Origin of the sequence: Bacillus sp. USDA818B3_A, from assembly GCF_009928415.1 — a bacterium.
Lineage (GTDB): Bacteria > Bacillota > Bacilli > Bacillales > Cytobacillaceae > Neobacillus.
In genome coordinates, this window is the sequence record NZ_JAABNN010000002.1 from 1 (window position 1) to 19,578 (window position 19,578).

General features: G+C 34.2%; 15 protein-coding genes and 2 tRNA genes. 2 read left to right on the forward strand and 15 right to left on the reverse strand.

Annotated features, from left to right (window positions below):
• Positions 1 to 96: 96 nt before the first annotated feature.
• Complete coding sequence (locus GXK58_RS03175; RefSeq protein ID WP_160719810.1) at positions 97 to 453, reverse strand: EthD family reductase; 357 nt, start codon at positions 451 to 453, stop codon at positions 97 to 99.
• Positions 454 to 857: 404 nt separating this feature from the next.
• Positions 858 to 1,751, reverse strand: coding sequence for an SDR family NAD(P)-dependent oxidoreductase (locus GXK58_RS03180; protein ID WP_160719812.1), 894 nt, complete (start codon positions 1,749 to 1,751; stop codon positions 858 to 860).
• Positions 1,752 to 2,543: 792 nt separating this feature from the next.
• Between GXK58_RS03180 and GXK58_RS03185 the strand changes: the two genes are divergently transcribed.
• A complete protein-coding gene (locus tag GXK58_RS03185; RefSeq protein ID WP_160719814.1) occupies positions 2,544 to 3,113 on the forward strand; it encodes a TetR/AcrR family transcriptional regulator in 570 nt (189 codons plus the stop codon).
• A 622-nt stretch (positions 3,114 to 3,735) separates the two neighbouring features.
• On the opposite strand, the gene GXK58_RS03190 is transcribed toward GXK58_RS03185, so the two are convergent.
• The 11 genes from GXK58_RS03190 to GXK58_RS03240 form a co-directional block, all read right to left on the reverse strand.
• Positions 3,736 to 3,828 (reverse strand) — tRNA-Sec (locus tag GXK58_RS03190).
• Positions 3,829 to 4,294: 466 nt separating this feature from the next.
• Entirely contained in the window at positions 4,295 to 7,717 is a 3,423-nt protein-coding gene (locus GXK58_RS03195) for an RNA-directed DNA polymerase (RefSeq protein ID WP_160719816.1), read from the reverse strand.
• Positions 7,718 to 7,956: 239 nt separating this feature from the next.
• Positions 7,957 to 8,373, reverse strand: coding sequence for a recombinase family protein (locus tag GXK58_RS03200; protein ID WP_237389556.1), 417 nt, complete (start codon positions 8,371 to 8,373; stop codon positions 7,957 to 7,959).
• A gap of 81 nt (positions 8,374 to 8,454) precedes the next feature.
• Entirely contained in the window at positions 8,455 to 9,897 is a 1,443-nt protein-coding gene (locus tag GXK58_RS03205; RefSeq protein WP_160719818.1) for a competence protein CoiA, read from the reverse strand.
• A 327-nt stretch (positions 9,898 to 10,224) separates the two neighbouring features.
• A complete protein-coding gene (locus GXK58_RS03210; RefSeq protein ID WP_160719820.1) occupies positions 10,225 to 10,788 on the reverse strand; it encodes a recombinase family protein in 564 nt (187 codons plus the stop codon).
• A 462-nt stretch (positions 10,789 to 11,250) separates the two neighbouring features.
• Positions 11,251 to 11,997 (reverse strand): ATP-binding protein, encoded by a 747-nt coding sequence (locus GXK58_RS03215; RefSeq protein WP_160719822.1) that lies wholly within the window; start codon positions 11,995 to 11,997, stop codon positions 11,251 to 11,253.
• 302 nt (positions 11,998 to 12,299) lie between these two features.
• Positions 12,300 to 13,043: a GIY-YIG nuclease family protein gene (locus GXK58_RS03220; RefSeq protein WP_160719824.1), complete on the reverse strand. Its 744-nt coding sequence runs from the start codon at positions 13,041 to 13,043 to the stop codon at positions 12,300 to 12,302.
• Positions 13,044 to 13,419: 376 nt separating this feature from the next.
• Positions 13,420 to 14,721 (reverse strand): DEAD/DEAH box helicase family protein, encoded by a 1,302-nt coding sequence (locus GXK58_RS03225; protein ID WP_160719826.1) that lies wholly within the window; start codon positions 14,719 to 14,721, stop codon positions 13,420 to 13,422.
• A gap of 271 nt (positions 14,722 to 14,992) precedes the next feature.
• The gene (locus GXK58_RS03230) at positions 14,993 to 15,451 is read right to left on the reverse strand and encodes an HNH endonuclease (RefSeq protein ID WP_160719828.1); all 459 of its coding nucleotides are present in this window, start codon (positions 15,449 to 15,451) and stop codon (positions 14,993 to 14,995) included.
• A 587-nt stretch (positions 15,452 to 16,038) separates the two neighbouring features.
• Positions 16,039 to 17,010: a tyrosine-type recombinase/integrase gene (locus tag GXK58_RS03235; RefSeq protein ID WP_237389557.1), complete on the reverse strand. Its 972-nt coding sequence runs from the start codon at positions 17,008 to 17,010 to the stop codon at positions 16,039 to 16,041.
• 171 nt (positions 17,011 to 17,181) lie between these two features.
• Positions 17,182 to 17,278: transfer RNA gene (locus GXK58_RS03240), tRNA-Sec, on the reverse strand.
• A gap of 231 nt (positions 17,279 to 17,509) precedes the next feature.
• On the opposite strand from GXK58_RS03240, the gene GXK58_RS03245 reads away from it, so the two are divergent.
• Positions 17,510 to 17,935: a DUF2621 domain-containing protein gene (locus GXK58_RS03245; protein WP_160719830.1), complete on the forward strand. Its 426-nt coding sequence runs from the start codon at positions 17,510 to 17,512 to the stop codon at positions 17,933 to 17,935.
• A 73-nt stretch (positions 17,936 to 18,008) separates the two neighbouring features.
• Here the strand turns inward: GXK58_RS03245 and GXK58_RS03250 are convergent, their stop codons facing one another.
• Together GXK58_RS03250 and GXK58_RS03255 are read right to left on the reverse strand one after the other, a co-directional pair.
• The gene (locus GXK58_RS03250) at positions 18,009 to 18,488 is read right to left on the reverse strand and encodes a CcdC family protein (RefSeq protein WP_160719832.1); all 480 of its coding nucleotides are present in this window, start codon (positions 18,486 to 18,488) and stop codon (positions 18,009 to 18,011) included.
• A 168-nt stretch (positions 18,489 to 18,656) separates the two neighbouring features.
• Positions 18,657 to 19,364, reverse strand: coding sequence for a cytochrome c biogenesis CcdA family protein (locus GXK58_RS03255; protein WP_160719834.1), 708 nt, complete (start codon positions 19,362 to 19,364; stop codon positions 18,657 to 18,659).
• Positions 19,365 to 19,578 lie beyond the last annotated feature (214 nt).

Below are 19,578 nucleotides of genomic sequence, written 5' to 3' on the forward strand. Positions count from 1 at the left end.
ACTTACTCGGATTGGACTTTCACCAACTAGCAATTAACGGCTTGCTGGGCACGCAATAAAAAAGACACTATTGCTAGTGCCTTATTCCTTTTTATTTTATTCAAGTATGATAAATGCTGGTGGTCTATGTAAAAACTCAAGGAGATTAAAGCCGTCTTTTTGAACTTCCTGCCCTGCTTCGGATACTAATGCCTCATTTAAGAGATTTATATCTTCAAATTCTAGTTCCCCAATTAGGAACAAGTTTGCTTCAGTATTTTGTGATTGAAGAACCCTTGAAACTGAAACACTTTTTAAATTTGGAAGTTTCTTAGCAAGAGGGATATGAACATCAAAGTAGTGTCTTTCAAAACCCACTTGATTTTTCGGCATTTCATATTGTACCAGTATCTTTGCCAATATAATCACCACTTTCTCTTTTTTATATATTCTATTGATAGCTAGAAATTTCACATTTTAGATTCCTATGATTTAAATAATCAGATTAATTATCCAGGCATGTTGATTAACCAAATTTATACAAGCGACTTCCGAAAAAATGTAAAGTATTGATGTAGAAATCAGGCAATTTCTGCCTGCCATTCCAGAGGCAGCCCACTGTAAAGAAGCATTCGTTGAAAGTCTGCAAGAGCATTTTCTATATGAAGTAATGCAGGACCCAAAAAGTACCTTTCAAATCCTGTCTACTTATAATTTACTGTATACTCCCCCTTCCAATTTAAGGAGGAGCATGGACGATGCAAAAGAAGGGAGTGATGAACGATCTCAACTTTTAATGTACGAAATCACATTTCAAAAAATAATTAAAATGTATATTCGAATTTTGTTTCTAAGTATGCTTTAATGAAACTACATTATCAGCCCCCCTTCGATATGCCACCGCCCATATTAACTGTCACACCGCACATGGAACTAGCGGCATCCGAGGCAAGGAAGGCTACCATATTCGCAACTTCCTCAGGAAGTTCAACCCGTTCAAGTTCCACTTTATCATAGGCAGCGAGCATAGGCTCTATAGCTGGCCAATTTTCCTTAGTTGGATTTTTCATTAGATATTGTAATCCTTCGTGCATCATTACGCCAGGAGCAACACCGAGAACGTAAATGCCGTGGCGAGCCACCTCCGCAGAGAGATTACGTGTAAAACCGTGCACACCAGCCTTGCAAGCGTCGTAAATGCACAAGTCTGGGATTTCCGTACGACCTCCTTCAGCGCCGACATTGATAATACGACCGCTCCCCTGTGGAATCATATAGTCAAGAACCGTACGACACAAATATATTAGTTGTGTCAACGTCCCCTGAACTGTCTTGTCTATATCCCCCTTAGCAGCCGTCACAAAATCCCCAAAGTGCATACCTGCAACGGCATTGTTCACCAAGATATCTATGCCACCAAGCTTTTCATGACTCTCACGCATCATCCTTTGCACATCTTCCCAGTCGGTGATGTCACCCTTCACCGGGATAGCCCTTGTCCCCCAACGCTCTGTTATTCGTTCAGCAACCATTTTAGCCCCTTCAAAATTAATATCTACCACCGCGACATCTGCTCCGCTTCCTGCCAACCGGTTGGCACACGCTTGTCCCAAACCCGGCCCTCCAGCACCAGTAATCACAGCCTTCTTGCCCTTCAGGTTGAGTAACTCCGGCACACTCTTCTCTATAATTTGGGTGGGCACACGATCAAAGCCTACCTCTTTCAATAAATCTTTACCTTGATAATCCTCTAATTTAAATCGCTTTCCCATTTAAAAATTTCCCCTTTCGATAATTTAAATAATCTGCTTCCCCAATCGCATATAACTGACTGTTCCAAGAAAAATGCAGGTAAACCATAATCGTAGGGCACCTTGTAAACTATTTGGTATTTTCTATGACATAATTTCGGCATCTTCCACCATTATGTCATGTAATCACCCCCTTTCAGTTAGTTAAATGTTTGCTTGGAATCGACAACAGTCACTTCTAAAATTCTATTCCTTTTTTGCATTCTCAGGATTTGCCGCTATCCATCGAAGTGGACCTCTAAGTCCAAAATCAAGATTTCCCCCAAAAGGCACCATGGTGTTCGAACCTTGCAGGAAGGTTGTCGTTGATGATAAAGGACAGGAAGCTGTGGTGACGTTGACGTAGCAACCTAAATCATCTCAAAAAATAACCCATTACATACTTGTTATTACTAGTTAACCATCTGCTAGACTACTACCTTTTTCAAATTTTGATATGTATATAAAAGATTTTATTCAAGTTTAGCACTTACAAAGTTAAATCTTACTTCCCATGTGACCATATGGCATCAGTGGAGAAAACCATGAAGCTATCCTTCAACCAATTCTTCTCTGTCTTAAGAATTCCTATGATTTGACCCCATTGTTTTATTAAGAGTGTTTGACGGTGTGTTCGCTGTTCACTATAATCAATATATATGGACGTTATTACAAACACCACAGCACTTTTCTCAATTGTGTTTTAGGACCAACAAATAGACTGAAATTGTCGGAATACTAGTACAAAAAATCTATTGAAGGAGGTTAAAAGTGATGTCGAAAAAGAATCGGCGAGTCATGTACAGCAAAATTTGCTTGCAGCAGGCCCTGATTACACTGCTAAATGACCAGGATTTGACCACCATTAGTGTCAAGAAGCTATGTCAGCAAGCGGAAGTAAACCGCAGCACTTTTTACGCCCATTATCAAAACACAAGCGAGCTGCTGGCTGAAATTGAAAACCAACTGCTTCACGACATAAACGAGGGCATCTTTTATGCCAAAGGCGGCACCTCTCGTGACGACTTGCCGCGTAACATTGAAAAGCTGCTTCTGTTTTTGGAACAAAATCGTGAGCTCTATATCACCCTATGCCACCGCAGCCCCACCTTCATGACCAAGGTTACCGAACGCGCCATGGAAATGGACAGCCTGGCTCGTTCTAGCCGTGGGCTGCAACGCTATGCCTATCTATGTACCTTTAAATTCGTCATTGACGGCCTTTTCAGCGTCGTCCTGCAGTGGTTGGAACAAGTGAACCGCCTGCCAGCAGCAAGAATGACGCCCCTGTTCTGCCACCTACTGGACAATACTTCCCCCTTTAGTGAGGGGTTAATCTCATAATATACAGGCAGGTCCTCTATGATTATCTCAGTGAAAACTTTATGTTCAACCTGATACATGGATAACAGATTTATCATGCGTAATTCATTTAAGAACTCGAAGTTTCTGAGTGAAAATTTTCACTTGAAACCTTGTTACAATTGAATTTCTATTTAGATCTAAAAACAAAAAACACCCTTTCCCTGGTGAAATAAAGGTAACGACACCAACCAAAGAAAGGGTGTTTACTGTGTCCCATTTTTGAAAGTGCTTATTAATGTGAAAAATAGTGGTTGAGTGGGATAGGGCACAATTGTGAATGTGCGTTTTGGTCTCAGAAAACTAGATTCATTAACTAAAGCTAGTTATCTTTAAACAGCTGTGCAGTTAAAATATTATTCCTACACTTCACCCCCGCTTAAACTCGCATTCCCTCGTATCGGGATTACGATGGATACATATACTCATGTGTTACCAAATATGCAAAAAGAAGCTGCCCATCAATTTGAGCAGCTCATTAAATAACCTATGTAAATGAAGAAAAAACCCATGTTACCAAAATGTGACCAAAGATGATATTTTCAGTTGTTGGCCAACAACCTTAACCTCAATTTAACTTCTCAAATTCCTTATATATTAAGGTTGGCGGGACTGCGTGGGAATCGAACCCACCAGACCTGGCACGCAGGTCTCAAGCAGTTTTGAAGACTGTGGAGGACACCAGTACCCCATTCGCAGTTTCAAAATACCGTTAAATCAACATTTTCTATGACGCCAAAACAGATTTCTTATAACTTCTGATACAGTTTTCGTTCAACCATTACAGATTTATTATAGTTATAAGTTTATATTAGTGTCAATTATTCATCCACTTATTGATTAAACCCTGCTTTTATTTAATCTCAACCACATCAAAATTTTTACCAAAAAATCCTACTTCTACTAAAGGAGGTTGGATTAATTCTGAGGTAATATTACTAGAACTTTTGCTGCCTTCGATTCTACATAAGAACCATAGTTAATCGGTTCAGTTACCTGCCCCATCCCCTATTGAAATATACGAAAAAGACCGCACAAGTGAATAAATCACTACTATGCGGTATGTAATAGTATAAAAGTTAGCAAACTACGTGGTAATCGAAACTCCCAGTATACTATATATCCTAAATAGAAAAATACATCAATTAGAAAGTCAGATACATTTAGAAAAATCTGTGCATAAATTCCTGTGCTGAATGCTTATCATTTCTATTATAAACAAAATAAAAATCTTTATTTGAATTTTCATCCAAAACAACATTCAAATCAAATTGCACATTTATATTCTTTTGTTTTAAATACATATTTAAATATACTATTTCCGCAAAAAACCAATTATAAGATTCATTAACAAAAGCACAAGTAAGATTACAATTATTTTCATCAAAATACTTGAAATCACAATTCGCTTCAGAGATATGCTCCTTACCTTCTTCGAAGAATCCCTTTAGAGACTCTCCAGTAAGTCCATCATCTTCTAATTTTAATTTACATTTACGCCCACACCGATTTTTCAATCTTTCACTCTCAATTTTTCCTGTTGGTAAGTAATTGTGTATGATGGATAATTGAACAATAACTGGTTCATTGATATCTTCATTACGAATAGTTTTAATTTCTAAACTATTTACGCTTAAGTGCTTAACCCAATGGAATATAGATATATCATCCATTCTCTTAAAATTTCTTTCGAGTATTTCTTGTCTCACTCTTTCTCTAGATACATCAGATAAATCTGCCAACCTTAATAAAAGAGATAATAACTTTAATCTAATAGGATGATTACCGTCATGTAAAACCTCATTAATTTTGTTAACATTGGATTTTAACTCACCGTGGGCAGCACTCATTATTCCAATATCTCTTCTTTCAGCAACTGTTAATGGTAATGAAGGATAGTCTGAAACCAATTCTCTCTCTGACACATAAGGGTGTTCACTTCTAATAATCCCTTCCCTTATTTTTTCAACCTCGGTATGAATGTCATAAATATAAGGTAATTTAAGATACTTCCCTTCTTTACCTTTTTCTGTTGAAAATGGATTATCAATTATTTTCCCAACATTAGATATTAATTTATTTACATCTACTTGTGTGTGGTCTGCTAGCCTCTTATCGTCTGGTGAACTTAGCATTCCTAAATCATGTAGGTAACATGCCGCAAATAATCTAAACGCCTCTTTTGAATTTATATATATTGAGAAATCAGACCTCTTAAATATTTCGTGAATATTATAAATCAAATACCTAGCATGTTCATGATTATGCAGAGTATAAAAATTACATTCTTTTGCACCATTTTTCCAGCTATTCTCTACAAAAACACTTATTAAAAATAAATTATCCAGCGAATGGAAATCTTTAATGTAATGTTTTAGAGTTTTTTCCAATTTAAATTGTTCGAAACTTAATTCTATTCTATATCCTTCATATTTAATTGCATCTAATAAAAAACTAACAAATTCTTCAATATTAAATCTGTTGTGGAATAACTTTCTTAATACCCTATATTGCCATATATTTATTATTTTTGATTCATTGAATATATTAATCCCATTTTGCAAATCTATTTCAAATAAAACCTCAAATAATTTTATAAAAGATTCTCTCCAAATCTTATGTGAAGGTTCATAATAATAAATATCATTTTTATATAGGGGATTTCCAAAAAAGTAAAAAGTTTGGGATTCGTTGTTAAAATAAATATAATCTGGGTTAATAACACTGCATGGGATTCGTTGATTTGTAAATTTAAATTGATAATCTAACCATGAAGCCAAGTTAGTCAATACTAATTTTACAAAGGAATCATTTAAAGACATTTCTCTAAGAGATATGCCACAATTCTGAAATTCACAAGTCCATTGTCCACTGTTATCCTGATTAAATTTTTTGTATTTTATCTTTTTGAAATCTTCAGTTTCTAAGTAATTATCCTGAAGGTCATAAGAAGTACTAGAATGATATAACATATTATTTTGTAAATATATCCTTTTTTCACGATTGTAAATACTGTATATACTATTTATTTCTGAATTGATATTTAAACTAAATATTAAATTTTGTAGTTCAATATCTGAAAAACCCTCCAGATACTCCTTGTAAGGCTTTAAGTATTTTATCCAGTCTGGATGCAAATTAGTTAAAATTGCCTTTATCATAATTGGTGAACTACATGGAATATGAAAATCTAATTGTTCTTTAATTTTTTCTTTAGAGTACTTCAATTCAACTGGAGACCATCTATACATATATGAGAAAATAATATATTTAACGTAATTTATCTCTAGTAAATCTTCATTAGTTAGTAAACTATTCAATTTATCAATAAATGAGAGTTTTTGATTTAGATTGGACGCACTTAAGAACAAAGCATGCCACATAGCAATAAAATTCGAACTTAGATTTTCTAAATTCATAAATCGTATTAAATTAACATCCCATTCTTCTACATCGTCTTCAATTAACTTAATAATCCTATAATCAACAAATTTTCCAATTCTCTCCTCTAATTTATTCTTCTTTTCTTCAAACCTATAGATTTCATTTAATTCTTTTAATAGTAGACTTAAACGTTCTCTCATCTGTTCTTTATCTTGTGAAGAAAGTATTACATCATCTCTAATTGCTCTATCTAAATTAGATGCTCTCCCCATTATTTTTGTCTCATTTTTTTTACTCTCATCTACTTCATATATACCTGACTTATCTTCATTTAATTTAAGGTTTCTATTTCCCATAAATACTGATAACTCTTCAATAACCTCTTGTGCTTCTTCCTTAGTTTCACAATATACTCTAATATCATCAACGTAACTAAATGCAGCAACATTGGAATACTTATTTCTAATACTGTCTAAATACTTTCTGATGTAAAATAAAGCAAGAATTGGGGAATAAAGTGTACCCTGTGGGAGTCCACTTAATTCTTGTTTCTCTCCCACTTCCGTTATGCAATTTAGGTTTAGGATTTTATTTAACCAATGTACAAAGTCATTATCAGTTTCATCTAATGACAAAACACTAACAATCTCTTCTATTAAAAGTTGTTTATTAATATTAGGATAGAAATTTTCAATATCTGCCTCAACTACAAACCTGTATTTTTCATTTTCAGAACAAGTAATTTCCTCATTAACAAACTTCGAGTAACCATATTTCCAATATTGATACATATTTTCGGAGGTAGAACTGTTTAATTTATAACCAAAATTCGATATAGGCAGCATATATCGAATTTCTTCAGCCAATACGTTAATAACCGACTGAATAATCACGGAATCAAAAAAACTAGATTTTACTATTGGCCGAATCACCCATTGATTATCAATCTTTTTCTTTGGCTTATTTAATAATTCTAGAGGCTTAAGGATATAATCTTTTTTGCCTATTAAAATTGATTTTATTTCATCATAGACATATGGGACAGATTTTTCAAAAAGTTCCACCTCATGCAAATTATGGAGTTCTTTATTCATAAAATTATTTCTTGCTCTTAAATAGGCTAAATGTATATTTCTATAATCTGAAACTCTATCCATAATATTACCAATTATTTTATTATCTTTCTCAACAATAGTTAGCATAAACTTCCTCCTTGATAGACTGGCTAATACATTATAAATTAGTGAATTCCTCTTAGTTCAATTATACTAAAATTTGGCATTTGGTAGGGATATTAATTAATTTTAAAAGAATTATCTTAATCCTTGGTGTTTGAGTGAACCGACTATGGCTTTATTCCACTTCCGCCTCTAGTTCAAATGCGGAAATACACCCCCACCTCTACAATATTTAAAAAGAGACCCCTTTAGGAGCCTCCTTATTAAATAACTTGTTGATGCTCTTTGATTAACTTATCTAGTGTAGGTCTAGATACCTGTAGTTCCTTTGCAAGCTGAGACTTTGATACTTCACGATTCATATATCGTTGATAATGCTTTTCGAATCCTTGGATTGCTACCTCTTTTCGTCCTTTGTACTTTCCTTCTGCTTTAGCTATGGCTATGCCCTTACGCTGTCTTTCGAGCATATTTTCACGTTCAAAATCGTTTATAGCACTAATCATCTTTATCATTAGTCTACCTGTTGCTGTTGAGGTATCAATCTGCTCTTTAATTGATACTAGCTGAACCCCTTTTGATTCTAATAGTTCGACTAGTTCTAACAAGTCTTTTGTTGAGCGTGCTAATCTTGAGAAGTCTGCAACATAGATTGTAAGTACATGGGGAAATAATTGCAATATTTATAGTGTTGTAGCTAATTCTCCCGCTTACCATGAATCATATGCTAATAATAAATGCTAATGCTCTTAACTGTCTTTTCAAAGCAACTTCGAGATATCAATAGCAGGAAAAGTTAAACTCTCCTGAACTTTCTTCAGTAATTCATCAACTTGCTCTTTTAATTCAAATTGATGATACTCAAATGCGTAGTCAAATTTCGTTGGCTCTTTCTTATATGGGTTAATTCTATAATTAACCTCTGATAGTTTTTTACTAATTATTTTAGGATTACGTGAAGTTAAATCTTCAAGTAGTGAATCGTAATTACTAAGTACATAGTTAATCATTTTTATTTGTTGAGAATATTTATTAGTCAAGTAAATCTCTAGAGTTTGCTGTTGTTCTTCCAGAAAACTCAATTTCTGTACTTCTTCTTTATTATACAATTTTAGAATGATACTATGATTGAGGATGGTACTATCTTCCATGCGTATAATTTCTTCACCGAAACTTTGGAGTTTTTTTGCATATTTATTATATTTAGAGAAAAACTCCTCTTCAGATAAGTTAAACACATCATCTTTAATGTCTTCCTTATTAGCCTTCATAAAGGACCACATATAACTTGAAAAATCTTCTCCATAGTTTTTAACAGCAAATTCTTTTTTACGTCTTGCTCTAACTTGAAGTTCATCGTTCCATTTTTGTTCTTTTTCTTTCTCAAATTGTCTTATTTTTGCTTTAAACCTTGTGGATACTCCGTCAGCAATATTTTTAAAAGTTAATGCAGCAAAGTTAAATTCATTATTATATACAAATCCAATATCGCTTAATTTACTAGAATGGTCATGCGGAGCATGGAACTTATACTCTTGCGGAGGGAATTTCCTCCCATATTTATCTTCTCCTCTAATATCTTTGTATCGAAATGAAAAATCTATAGTAGTTTCAGAAGTATCGAGTTTTAGAAAATAACAAAATCCTGTTGTACTAAAAATTGTTTCCACAGGGTCTTTACGACGTCTTGCTTTTTGTATGTATGGGTCTTTTGAATTGGAAAATAATAAGAATTTATCAGCGTCTAGAATCCAAAAATCATGTATATTTGCCGCTCTATAAAGATTATGTCTTTGTTCCCAATCATTAGAAGACAATGGGCTATGTTGAAATTCAAAAGCCCACCTCATACCTTTTGCTTTTCCATTCGTATGAGTAACTAAAATATCAGCAATTTGGTGTGTTTCTGGAATATACACTTCTAATTCTACTATTGCATCTTTAAAACGTGTGGTAAGCCACTTAAACAGCATGTCTTTACCTTGCAAATGCTGCTTAGTCTCTTTTTCATAATTTGTAACAACACATTGAGCATCTGGTAGGTGTGAAAAATACGCTCCTTTTATTGGACCATTATTAAACCTTACCCCTTTTAAACAGTTAGGACATAATAGAGACCCTATCCTCGATAATTTCCTTGTAGATTCATCTTCGCATTCTGATGCAAATAGTACAACTTGCTCATTAGTTATACATCGTATCATAGGGCATTCACTCCAATAGGATTTCAAATTGAATTAATTCTTCTATTATTTTGTTAAAGAAAAGCAACGATGTTATTTAATTAATAGAAAAAACCTTTATTCTTGCATCATATGTTTATGGTACTAGTTGAGAGATTATACATCAATATATTTCTGGTTTTTATTGTAAATAAATCAATATTTCATTAATCGAATGAGTTCGGAAAAACCATGACGTGTGGATAAGCCTGCCTATCCCGTTTCCCACTTAAGACCCAGTGAATATGTGGAAATATCCCCCCCATATCCTTATGCAAAAGAAAAGAGACTCCTTGGTTCGGGAGTCTCTTATAATTGCTTTGCTTCTAGTTCATTCTTTCTGTTAATTAGTGTTCGCTTCTTTATTCCAGTCATTGCTTCAACTTCTTTGTATGTATGAGTCTTTAGCAATTCTAAAGCATGTAGAACTTGTTGCTTGGAGTGTTTTCTTGGTCTACCTTCTCTGAAATCATCTCGTTGCTTAGCCAATGCCTTACCTTCTTGAGTACGTTCTACAATCATATCCCGTTCAAACTCTGCGAATGAACTGAGTATATTGAAAATCAGTCTTCCTGTTGGGGTGTTTTCTACTAGTCCCATATTGAGGATGTGAACCTTTACTCCTCTTGAAAATAGAGCCTTAACTCTTTGAATACCTTCAACAGCTGACCTTGCAAATCTATCTAGCTTTGTTACGACTAGTGTATCACCTTCTTGTAATGCCTCAAGCACCTTGTTGAACTCTGGTCTATCTGTTTTAGTACCTGTGAACTTCTCTTTATATATAACCTCGCAACCTTCCGCTTGTAATGCTTGAAATTGAACATCCAAATCTTGTGCTATTGTTGATACCCTTGCATATCCATATTTCATGTTACATCCTCACTATTCGTCATACATTTATTGCACTAAGTTAATGCACCTGTTGAAGCCTATTATAGCAAGGTCATTAAAACAGTGCAATAACTTTCAAGTTTTTACACTTTATAATTATTTTAAAAATTACGGATAAACTAGTTAAATAAATCATTTAACAAGTAAACAATGTTACAAGGATTGATGATGATGTATTTATTTGGGAAGCATAATCAATCTCAATGAACCGTTTCGAACAATGTAAACATTTTACTAACACGTTTGCTCATTTATTAATCTTTAACCTAACTATATTTGAGTCGTATCGGAAATTTACTAAATGCTTTTGTGTGAATGAGAGTGGTTTCTTTAATCACATTATTGACACGTATTATAACGAATAAGACATTCAACCAATTTGGATGTCTTCCTAGGACTAATTCACTTGTTCTTGTATCATTTAATGTAACTTTGTAGCATTTAAAGAAATAATACCGCTAAAATTGTACTTAATATAGCACCAATCAACCCACCAATTACATAGTCCTTAAGCTTACTCTTTATTGAATTAGCTTCTTTCAGATTTTCCTCAAGTTCTTCAATTTTTTTAGATTGAGTTTCAATTGTCTTTGTTTGTGTCTCAATTTTTTCTGACTGAGTTTCAATTGTCTTTGTTTGTGCCTCAATTTTTTCTGACTGAGTTTCAATTGTCTTTGTTTGTGTCTCAATTTTTTCTGATTGGTTTGCAATATCATTCGCTAGTCTATCTATCGATTTATGTAGTCTATCAGATTCCTTATCCTTTTTAATTTCATCTGCATCTAATTTGTACGCTTGTAAAATACCAGATGCAGTCATTGTTTTTACCATTTCACCCTGCCTTATGTAATAAGCACCATTAGCAGATATAGGTTCATCTTTAACTTTTTCTACCTCAACAGCAAGAAGCGATTTCCCCTTATAATTTATTTCATAAATCTCTAAGTTAGGAGAGACGGACAAAATCTCCATAGCTTTTAAAATAGCTTTTCTTACATATGTTGTATCACAACCAACAACCCCTTCTACTTCACTTATCCCAAAAACAATTGTACCGCCTTTTGTATTTGCAAAAGCCGCAATCAGTTTTGCGATAATTGATGGACGTGGTTGGCCAATTTTAAACTCAATATTATCATTTTCCCCATTTCTTATAATATCTTCTAAACTTTCAAGTGTTACCTTCATTTGTAATTCCCCCATATCAAATAAATTCTACTAAACAGTTTCATTCACATAAGTATTGAAAAGTATGAAAAAAAACAATAATACCAAATTATACCACAACCATGCTACATAAATGAATGAAATCACAGTTTTATTAATCTTGTACAGCTATGTTTTGAACTCTTCCTATTTTAGACATCCGCCCCAAGCCACAAAAAGGGATAACTTAATCCAAGTCATCCCCATTCTGTACTTATTTTCATATAATTTCAGACCTATTACCAATCAAGAGAAATCAAAGAAGATATATTGTCTTTAATAAATTAATCAAGATGTCTCGCTCCTGTATACTTCTTAAAGTGAGCCTCCACACATTCCTTAGAGCAGAATTTATATCGTTCGTCGCCATAATATTCATAGTAATATTGCTGGTCTTCATCTGTCACACGTTTACCACAGGAAGGGTTTGAACACATAAATTGTTCTTTTTTCCTTTTATTATAACGTTGTTGAATCATGTCCTGAAATTCCCCTTGAAATTCTTTATTCCTGATGTAAGAAATGTCTTCTTCTGTTAACGCAAACCAATTATTTGTCACCATTCGATGAGTAAACATAATTTGAAGAAACTCTTTTAAGGAAACCGTATCTTCACTATAAATTTCAATCACAAAATCTAACGCTGCAGGAGAAGAGTTTTGCAAAGATTCCTTCCGTCTACTGATTTCCTTGGTTTCACCAAAACGATAGTTATTAGACACTAACTCTTTGTAAATGAATACATACCCTTTTTTTCTTCTACTCAGAAAACGGTAGTGGTTAAATTCTTGACGATGGTAATCAACATATTCTGTAGGTTGTTGGTTGTATTCAATGATTTCGTTATCGTCTACAATCTCGACGAAATTCATTAATCCCCTAACCACTTCAATCGTTTCTTCCTTCGTTAGAATATCCCCGAATTGGGTGTATAAATAAGCACTTTCCGTATCCTCATCAAATTTGAGGGAAAGTCCTATCTTATTAAATTTACGTAATACATTTTTATTAATCTCTAATTTTCCCATAAGACAAATTCCTCCACCATTATCCTTTTCCATGTCAATTTCGATGCTCATAAAATTCCGTTTGATAATGATAGTTGCCGTTCTGAACGCAAGTGAAGAACGAGCAACCGCCGAGGAGAAACGGAGCGATAGCGAAGTGACGGGCAGGCTGCCCATGTTTCCTCGAGAAATGATAGGCTTGTCAGCCCGTCACTCGTTCGTTCCTCCCCGACCATGTGCTAATCTTCGCTACGCTTCGATTAGACACATGTATAAGATTTCTTCGCATTAATACTTATGCGTTTTTATATATTCTTTTATAAGGAAATTAACACCAACCCCAACAACCACAAGGGTTCGGGGATTCACTTATGCAAAATTTCAAATATCCAATTCGTTATACGGTAAATACTTCATCTTTTTCAAACCAAGCAACAGCTTCTCCATTTAGATACTTCTCCAATAAATCTCTCATTCTACTGGAAGGAATGTATAATTCGATTGGCTTTCCTCGTCTTATTCTGCTTCGGAAAAGCCATTGAATCAACTCTGATAACGCCCAGAAATCTTCATCAACATTGACCTCATGATATTGGAAGAACTTAACTTCTACTGGATTCATAAATCGATTTCCAAGGTATATACAAACTTCTTTATCTACATAATCATTTGTTGCTCTCTTAGTAATGGAAACAAACTGTTTCTTTGCTGACTTTGGAGTCAATTTCTTTTCGAAATCCTTCAAGCATGTCCAAATCACTTTTTCAGACTTTACCTTGCATTTGTTCCAGTAGAAGTTATAAGCATGACTTTTAATTAATTTAACCATCTCTTTATCCTTAACGTTTTCTGTTAACCATGCCTTACTGAATGCACCTTTTTTATCTCCTACAGCGTTCATATCCTTCTCATTGTATCTAGTAGGGTAATAAATATTGATGTTTTGTTTAAGGAATGCGACATTCTCTTGTGTTGGTTTAACATATGGAATTAGCTCAAAGCGACCTGTCTCACTGTTTAATTCCACAGAATTGAAATACATTGGCACTTCAAACATTTTGAAATAATACCGCTGCGATTGTCCCCAGAACATATAAGTAAGAATAAAAACATCCTTGAACGCTTTGAATACTGATACAGGAAATGTCCAAAACATGGCTGTATTATTAAATATCATCAAATTATTGGTCTTGGCTACCCTTTCAATCCGCTTAAATGTGCCATCGTATTTTTCCTTTTTCCAAGAAACAAAACCATTTTCATCAACTGTAACATAAGGTTCATTACCATCATGACCAAGCAATAGTTTAATGTCATCCTGTGAAATTTGTGCTTGTACAATTACATTTGCTACCTCATCAAGAATAAGGGTATAGTTATGAGATTTGATAAAAGTTAATGTCGCTTCATCAATGTTTGAAAATAACTCGTGAGTACTAACGATGTTTTTCCCTTGCCTTACTAATCGTTTTAAACTGTCTAGTTTTGTTACGTTGTCTTTATCCACCTCAGGTTCTGAAAACTTCCTGTTTGTAACAGCGTTCTTAATCCTTTTGACTTCAGATAAAAATGGAGTAATAAACATAAACCTTTCTGATTCATGAGCCTCGTTCATATATTGAATTGCCCAAGAAGTTTTTCCTTTTCCACATGTAGCATCTATTATTCGAACTGCTTGGCTTTTTAATAATTTTTCCAATTTAACTCCCTTTTCTGATGGCTAGGTTTTGCTATTATTAGCAGCCATCTATTTCACTCCCTTCATGTTTTGGTTAGAAAATGAATCCTATAATGCTTAAATTGGTCTTATTCATTTTGATTTTTTTGATTACAAATTTTGTATCGTATCAGCCTCAAAATATTTATATATTAGTACCTCAATTCGGTACAGTTTTTTCATCCTAATTTAATAGTAATTTATTGAAAAAACTAGGCACTTCTAAATTCACTTTTTTTAATGATTACTTATTCTATTGTTGTGATAATCTTTTCTTTTTTTGCCTTTGATACCTTCTGCGTTGACAATCTCTCTGATAACATATTCTACATAAGTTATTAGTAAACACTCGTGGTACTGCTTCGTTGCAACAACTACATTTCTCCTTATATTGTTGACGCCTTTTTTCTATTTCGTGCTGATGTTGTTTTACATATTCCTGCTCAGCCTTGATTAATGATTTGAATTTTTCATCTGGCATCTTTCCTTTGCGAAGATTACATTCCCTACATAGTATCTGAAGATTAGATATATCATTACTACCACCATCTGGAAGTGCAACAATATGGTCTGCATGTGCTTTATTTGGCAAATTACGACCTACTCCGTACTCATCATGCACTTTGCATCCACAAGCTTTGCAGTGATAACCTTCTGTTTCAAGCAAGGGTCTCCTAACCTTAGCCAATTGATATGATGTCATAATCTCCATAAAAATCTCCTTTTTATTGATTTTTTTAGAGAACGCCAAAAAGAGCGATTCTACACGAATCACCCTGCAATAGACATACCTATCCCTATATAGTATAAGGGAATCAAAAATTATTATCTGTAATGATGGTATGTCCTCTTGCGAGGATTCATGTAAAAATCGCTCCTATATAGTTTATTTGTTTATAGCTTTATGTAATTTGAATGATTTAGAGTTATATTTTAACAAAATATGAGTCAGGTTACAATGGTAATTGTATCCACCAATTAAAAAGGAACAGTCTTGTTTGGCTGTTCCTTCGGCATAGTTACTAAATTGGTTTTACTTTCTATATCTTGAAATCCATTAACGATGTAAGAAATATAATACTCAGACCATTTTAGTTCATTATACTTTGGATTGAGTACCCATATAAAGTCGATAGATACCATTAGAAAGGACAGGAATGCCACTTTCTTAAAGGTCTTATTCCTGCTTTAATGTCATTTCTTTCAGGAAAACACTTGAGTCTGTGTCTATTTTTATCATGGTAAGAAATCCCCCATCGACGTCTACTATTTTAATACATCCCCCATTTTCTTCTATGTTTACTTTTTACTAAAGACATAATTTAGCGGTGAATGAATGTTATGCTGTTTTTGAACATCCATGTTTGTCATTTGGATATATCTACGAACCATGTTCATGTGCGAGTGACCAAGTATACGTTGTAAACTGAATGGGTCACCGCCATTTAATATATAGAATAATGCTCCCGTATGACGCAATGTGTGAGGACTACAGCGTTTATTATTAATACCCGCAACATGACCATATAACCTCATATTGTCCCTTACAGTAGCCTCACTCATCCTTTCACCCTCGTAAGTTAAAAACATATATTCATTCTTAAAATCCTCTGTTTCAGCCATATACTCACTTAGTAGTTTTGCAGTTTTTGCTGATATTGGAACAGTGCGGGCGATTCTTACTTTCGTATCCGCTGCCTCTAATTGAATGGTTAATTTTTTAAAATCTATATTTTTTCTTTTTATATCAACCAATTCAGACACCCGAACCAGTGTATCTAATAGGACAAACAAAATTACCTTAGTTCTAAACCCAGTATAAGTGGATTCATCTATTGCACCAATTAACCGTTTAAACTCCTCAGGTGTAAAAGCTTCAACATTATCAATAGGTGCTTTGATTGGCTTAAAGCGTTTGTGAATAGGTTCTTGAATCCATTGCTTATCTTCATAGATGTATCGTAAAAATGCCCTCATTGTTCTAACCCGTATGTTCACAGTTGCAGGAGAGTAATCCAATTCTTCACACATGTAACTTATCCAGCAAGTAAAAACCTCTGTTGTCATTTCCTTTGCTGATAATTCTCGTCCAATGTACTCCATGAAGTATAGAAAGTTATTGTAATACTCCTTGATAGTTCTTTTTGCTAATCCCTCTCCTTTTTTGATTAACATGAATTGCTCAAACATCTCTGAAATGGAATAAGCATATCCCCCAACATTTACTACTCTCGCTTCACGTTTCACCCTTCTTAATTGTCCTTGTCGCAAAATAAAAAACCCCTTCCATAATATAAAATTACGTAAGAGGTTGAACGGTTTTATGTATCAGTCCAAAACGGTTTTTCATTACAGCCTAACACAGTCTTCCATGTGACTGGTCGAAATCCGTTTGGATATAAGTGCAAACACCTATTCGGCATTACTTTTAAAATCTTAATTTGGCGGGACTGCGTGGGAATCGAACCCACCAGACCTGGCACGCAGGTCTCAAGCAGTTTTGAAGACTGTGGAGGACACCAGTACCCCATTCAGCCCCATGCGAATAATTTATATAATATTATCTTGATATCATAATACAATGGAATATAGTATTAATCAATAAATTCGTCTTATTTGTCATTTTTTCGACAAGCATTTTGACTTCAAATATTTAATTAATATCGCTTTGAACTTATTGATTAGCTAAAATTGTGGCGGATTCTTGTCATTCCCCTTTCAATAATACTATAATAGAAGTAAATAATATCGTTACTTGTAGGTGAAAAACATGCTTCAAGGTTGGTTTCTATGGTTTATCCTCTTTTGGGTAGTCTTTTTAATAGGCTCTTTTTCAATTGGCGGCTTTTTTATGTTCCGTAAATTCCTAAAAAAAATGCCAAAAGAAGATGGCAAGTCCACAATGGATTGGGAAGAGCACTATGTTAATGAATCCCTTCACCTTTGGGGGCCTGAAGAAAAAGAACTTCTAGAAGATCTAGTCAGCCCAGTTCCAGAACTATTTCGGGATGTTGCACGGCATAAGATTGCCGGTAAGATTGGTGAGCTGGCCTTAAAAGAAAATGTTTCAAGAATTACTGAAGATCTTGTGATCCGCGGTTATATTCAGGCAACACCAAAACGTGATCATAAATTTTTAAGGAAAAAGCTCTTTCAAAATCAAATCGATGTTGCACCATATGAACACTTATTCTAACCGCCAAAAAGGCGGTTTTTTCTTTTTCAAAAATAATAAAAACACTGATCCTAGAAGAATCAGTGTTTACCAATTAACTCATTTTACTATTATGAAGTTCCTTATAAAGCTTCTTATAAGACTGGAACATCGCTACACGCCAAGGGACAATCATGCTAAATGCTAGCAAAAAGAACATACCACTTAGCTGACCAATATCAATTGTACTGCTCAAAATAGCTTTAAGAACAAGGCGAAGAATTAACAAACCGACAAGGATAAAGATAAAAGCTTTCGAACGTTTTAAATAAATATCATTGTCACGAATTTCAAATTTGGATGTTTTGATCAAAAGTATAGAAAAAAGCATGCCAACAATAATCGCCTCGCCCATTTCCATTGGCGTTAATCTAAACTCAGGAACCACATACATGAATGCCCCTGTCGACATAAAAAAAGGAGGCAGGATAATTTTTTTTGCATTAGTAGGCTTCTTAGCAGCTTTCATACGAACAAACAAAGCGAGCGTGCCCATAATAACAGCTCCGATTGAAGAAACAACAACATAGTTCATTGGATTCAATCATCCCTTATCTAATCTAATTATTTACTCACTCATTATATCTCAAATCATGAAATTTGAAAAAAAATATTCACTATTTTTACCTTCAAAATAGGAAATGTTTAAGGCAATCCGTACAATAGCTGGTAAACTTCCCTTCACTTTCAAACTACAAAATTCTTAAAACCCTGTAAAACCTCCGAACATCCCTTGGAAAATAGTAATGATTTTTGTCATCCAGTCAAAGAACAGGACGATTCCCATGACAATCAAGATGTAACCGCCAATTTTCATGATCTTCCCACTGTTTCTCTTAATCCATTTCATCCGGCCGACAAAGAACGATAAGATTAAAAAGGGAATCGCAAATCCTAATGAGTAAGCAAGCATATATAAAACGCCTGATCCTGGATTGGATGCTGCAAGAAGAATGACGGATGAAAGAATTGGTCCAGTGCAAGGTGTCCAGCCTGCGGCAAAAGCCATACCGATCAACACCGAGCCAATAAACCCGGAAGGACGGTTTTTGAACTCATAACGGCGGTCCCTCATCATAAAGTCAGGCTTAAACACCCCAACAATCATTAACCCAAATAGAACAATAAAGATTCCGCCTAACTGGCGAATTAGGTCTTTATAGGACAAGAAAAAGCTTCCGATAAACGAAGTTCCAAACCCAATCGCAATAAAAATAATAGAGAAACCAATTAAAAAGCAAATGGTATGCAGCAAGCTCCGCCTTTGAAGCATGGCATTTTCATCTCTTAGTTCTCCAACAGACATTCCGGTTATGTATGAAAGAAAGGCTGGATAAAGCGGCAGACAACATGGAGAAATAAAGCTTAAAAAACCCGCTCCTAAGGCTAAAAATAAATTTACATCAGACATATAAACACTCCCACTATAGTCGATACCTCTTCATTCTAACAAAAATGATATCCAAAAGATAATGGTTCACATGAATTTTTTGTGACTCGGTGTTTACAAGACAATAAATAGTAACTTTCCCTTGAGATTTGATAATATGGATTTTTACTTACAAATTCCTTTGAAGTAATTGACATTATAGGTTATACTAGTAAAACAATGCTATTTTTTATAG

Coding starts and splice junctions, on each gene's coding strand:
- GXK58_RS03185 (WP_160719814.1), top strand. CDS start 2,544: ATGTCGAAAAAGAATCGGCGAGTCATGTACAGCAAAATTTGCTTGCAG.
- GXK58_RS03210 (WP_160719820.1), bottom strand. CDS start 10,788: ATGAAATATGGATATGCAAGGGTATCAACAATAGCACAAGATTTGGAT.
- GXK58_RS03230 (WP_160719828.1), bottom strand. CDS start 15,451: ATGGAGATTATGACATCATATCAATTGGCTAAGGTTAGGAGACCCTTG.
- GXK58_RS03205 (WP_160719818.1), bottom strand. CDS start 9,897: ATGATACGATGTATAACTAATGAGCAAGTTGTACTATTTGCATCAGAA.
- GXK58_RS03215 (WP_160719822.1), bottom strand. CDS start 11,997: ATGAAGGTAACACTTGAAAGTTTAGAAGATATTATAAGAAATGGGGAA.
- GXK58_RS03250 (WP_160719832.1), bottom strand. CDS start 18,488: ATGAACTATGTTGTTGTTTCTTCAATCGGAGCTGTTATTATGGGCACG.
- GXK58_RS03255 (WP_160719834.1), bottom strand. CDS start 19,364: ATGTCTGATGTAAATTTATTTTTAGCCTTAGGAGCGGGTTTTTTAAGC.
- GXK58_RS03180 (WP_160719812.1), bottom strand. CDS start 1,751: ATGGGAAAGCGATTTAAATTAGAGGATTATCAAGGTAAAGATTTATTG.
- GXK58_RS03195 (WP_160719816.1), bottom strand. CDS start 7,717: ATGCTAACTATTGTTGAGAAAGATAATAAAATAATTGGTAATATTATG.
- GXK58_RS03220 (WP_160719824.1), bottom strand. CDS start 13,043: ATGGGAAAATTAGAGATTAATAAAAATGTATTACGTAAATTTAATAAG.
- GXK58_RS03245 (WP_160719830.1), top strand. CDS start 17,510: ATGCTTCAAGGTTGGTTTCTATGGTTTATCCTCTTTTGGGTAGTCTTT.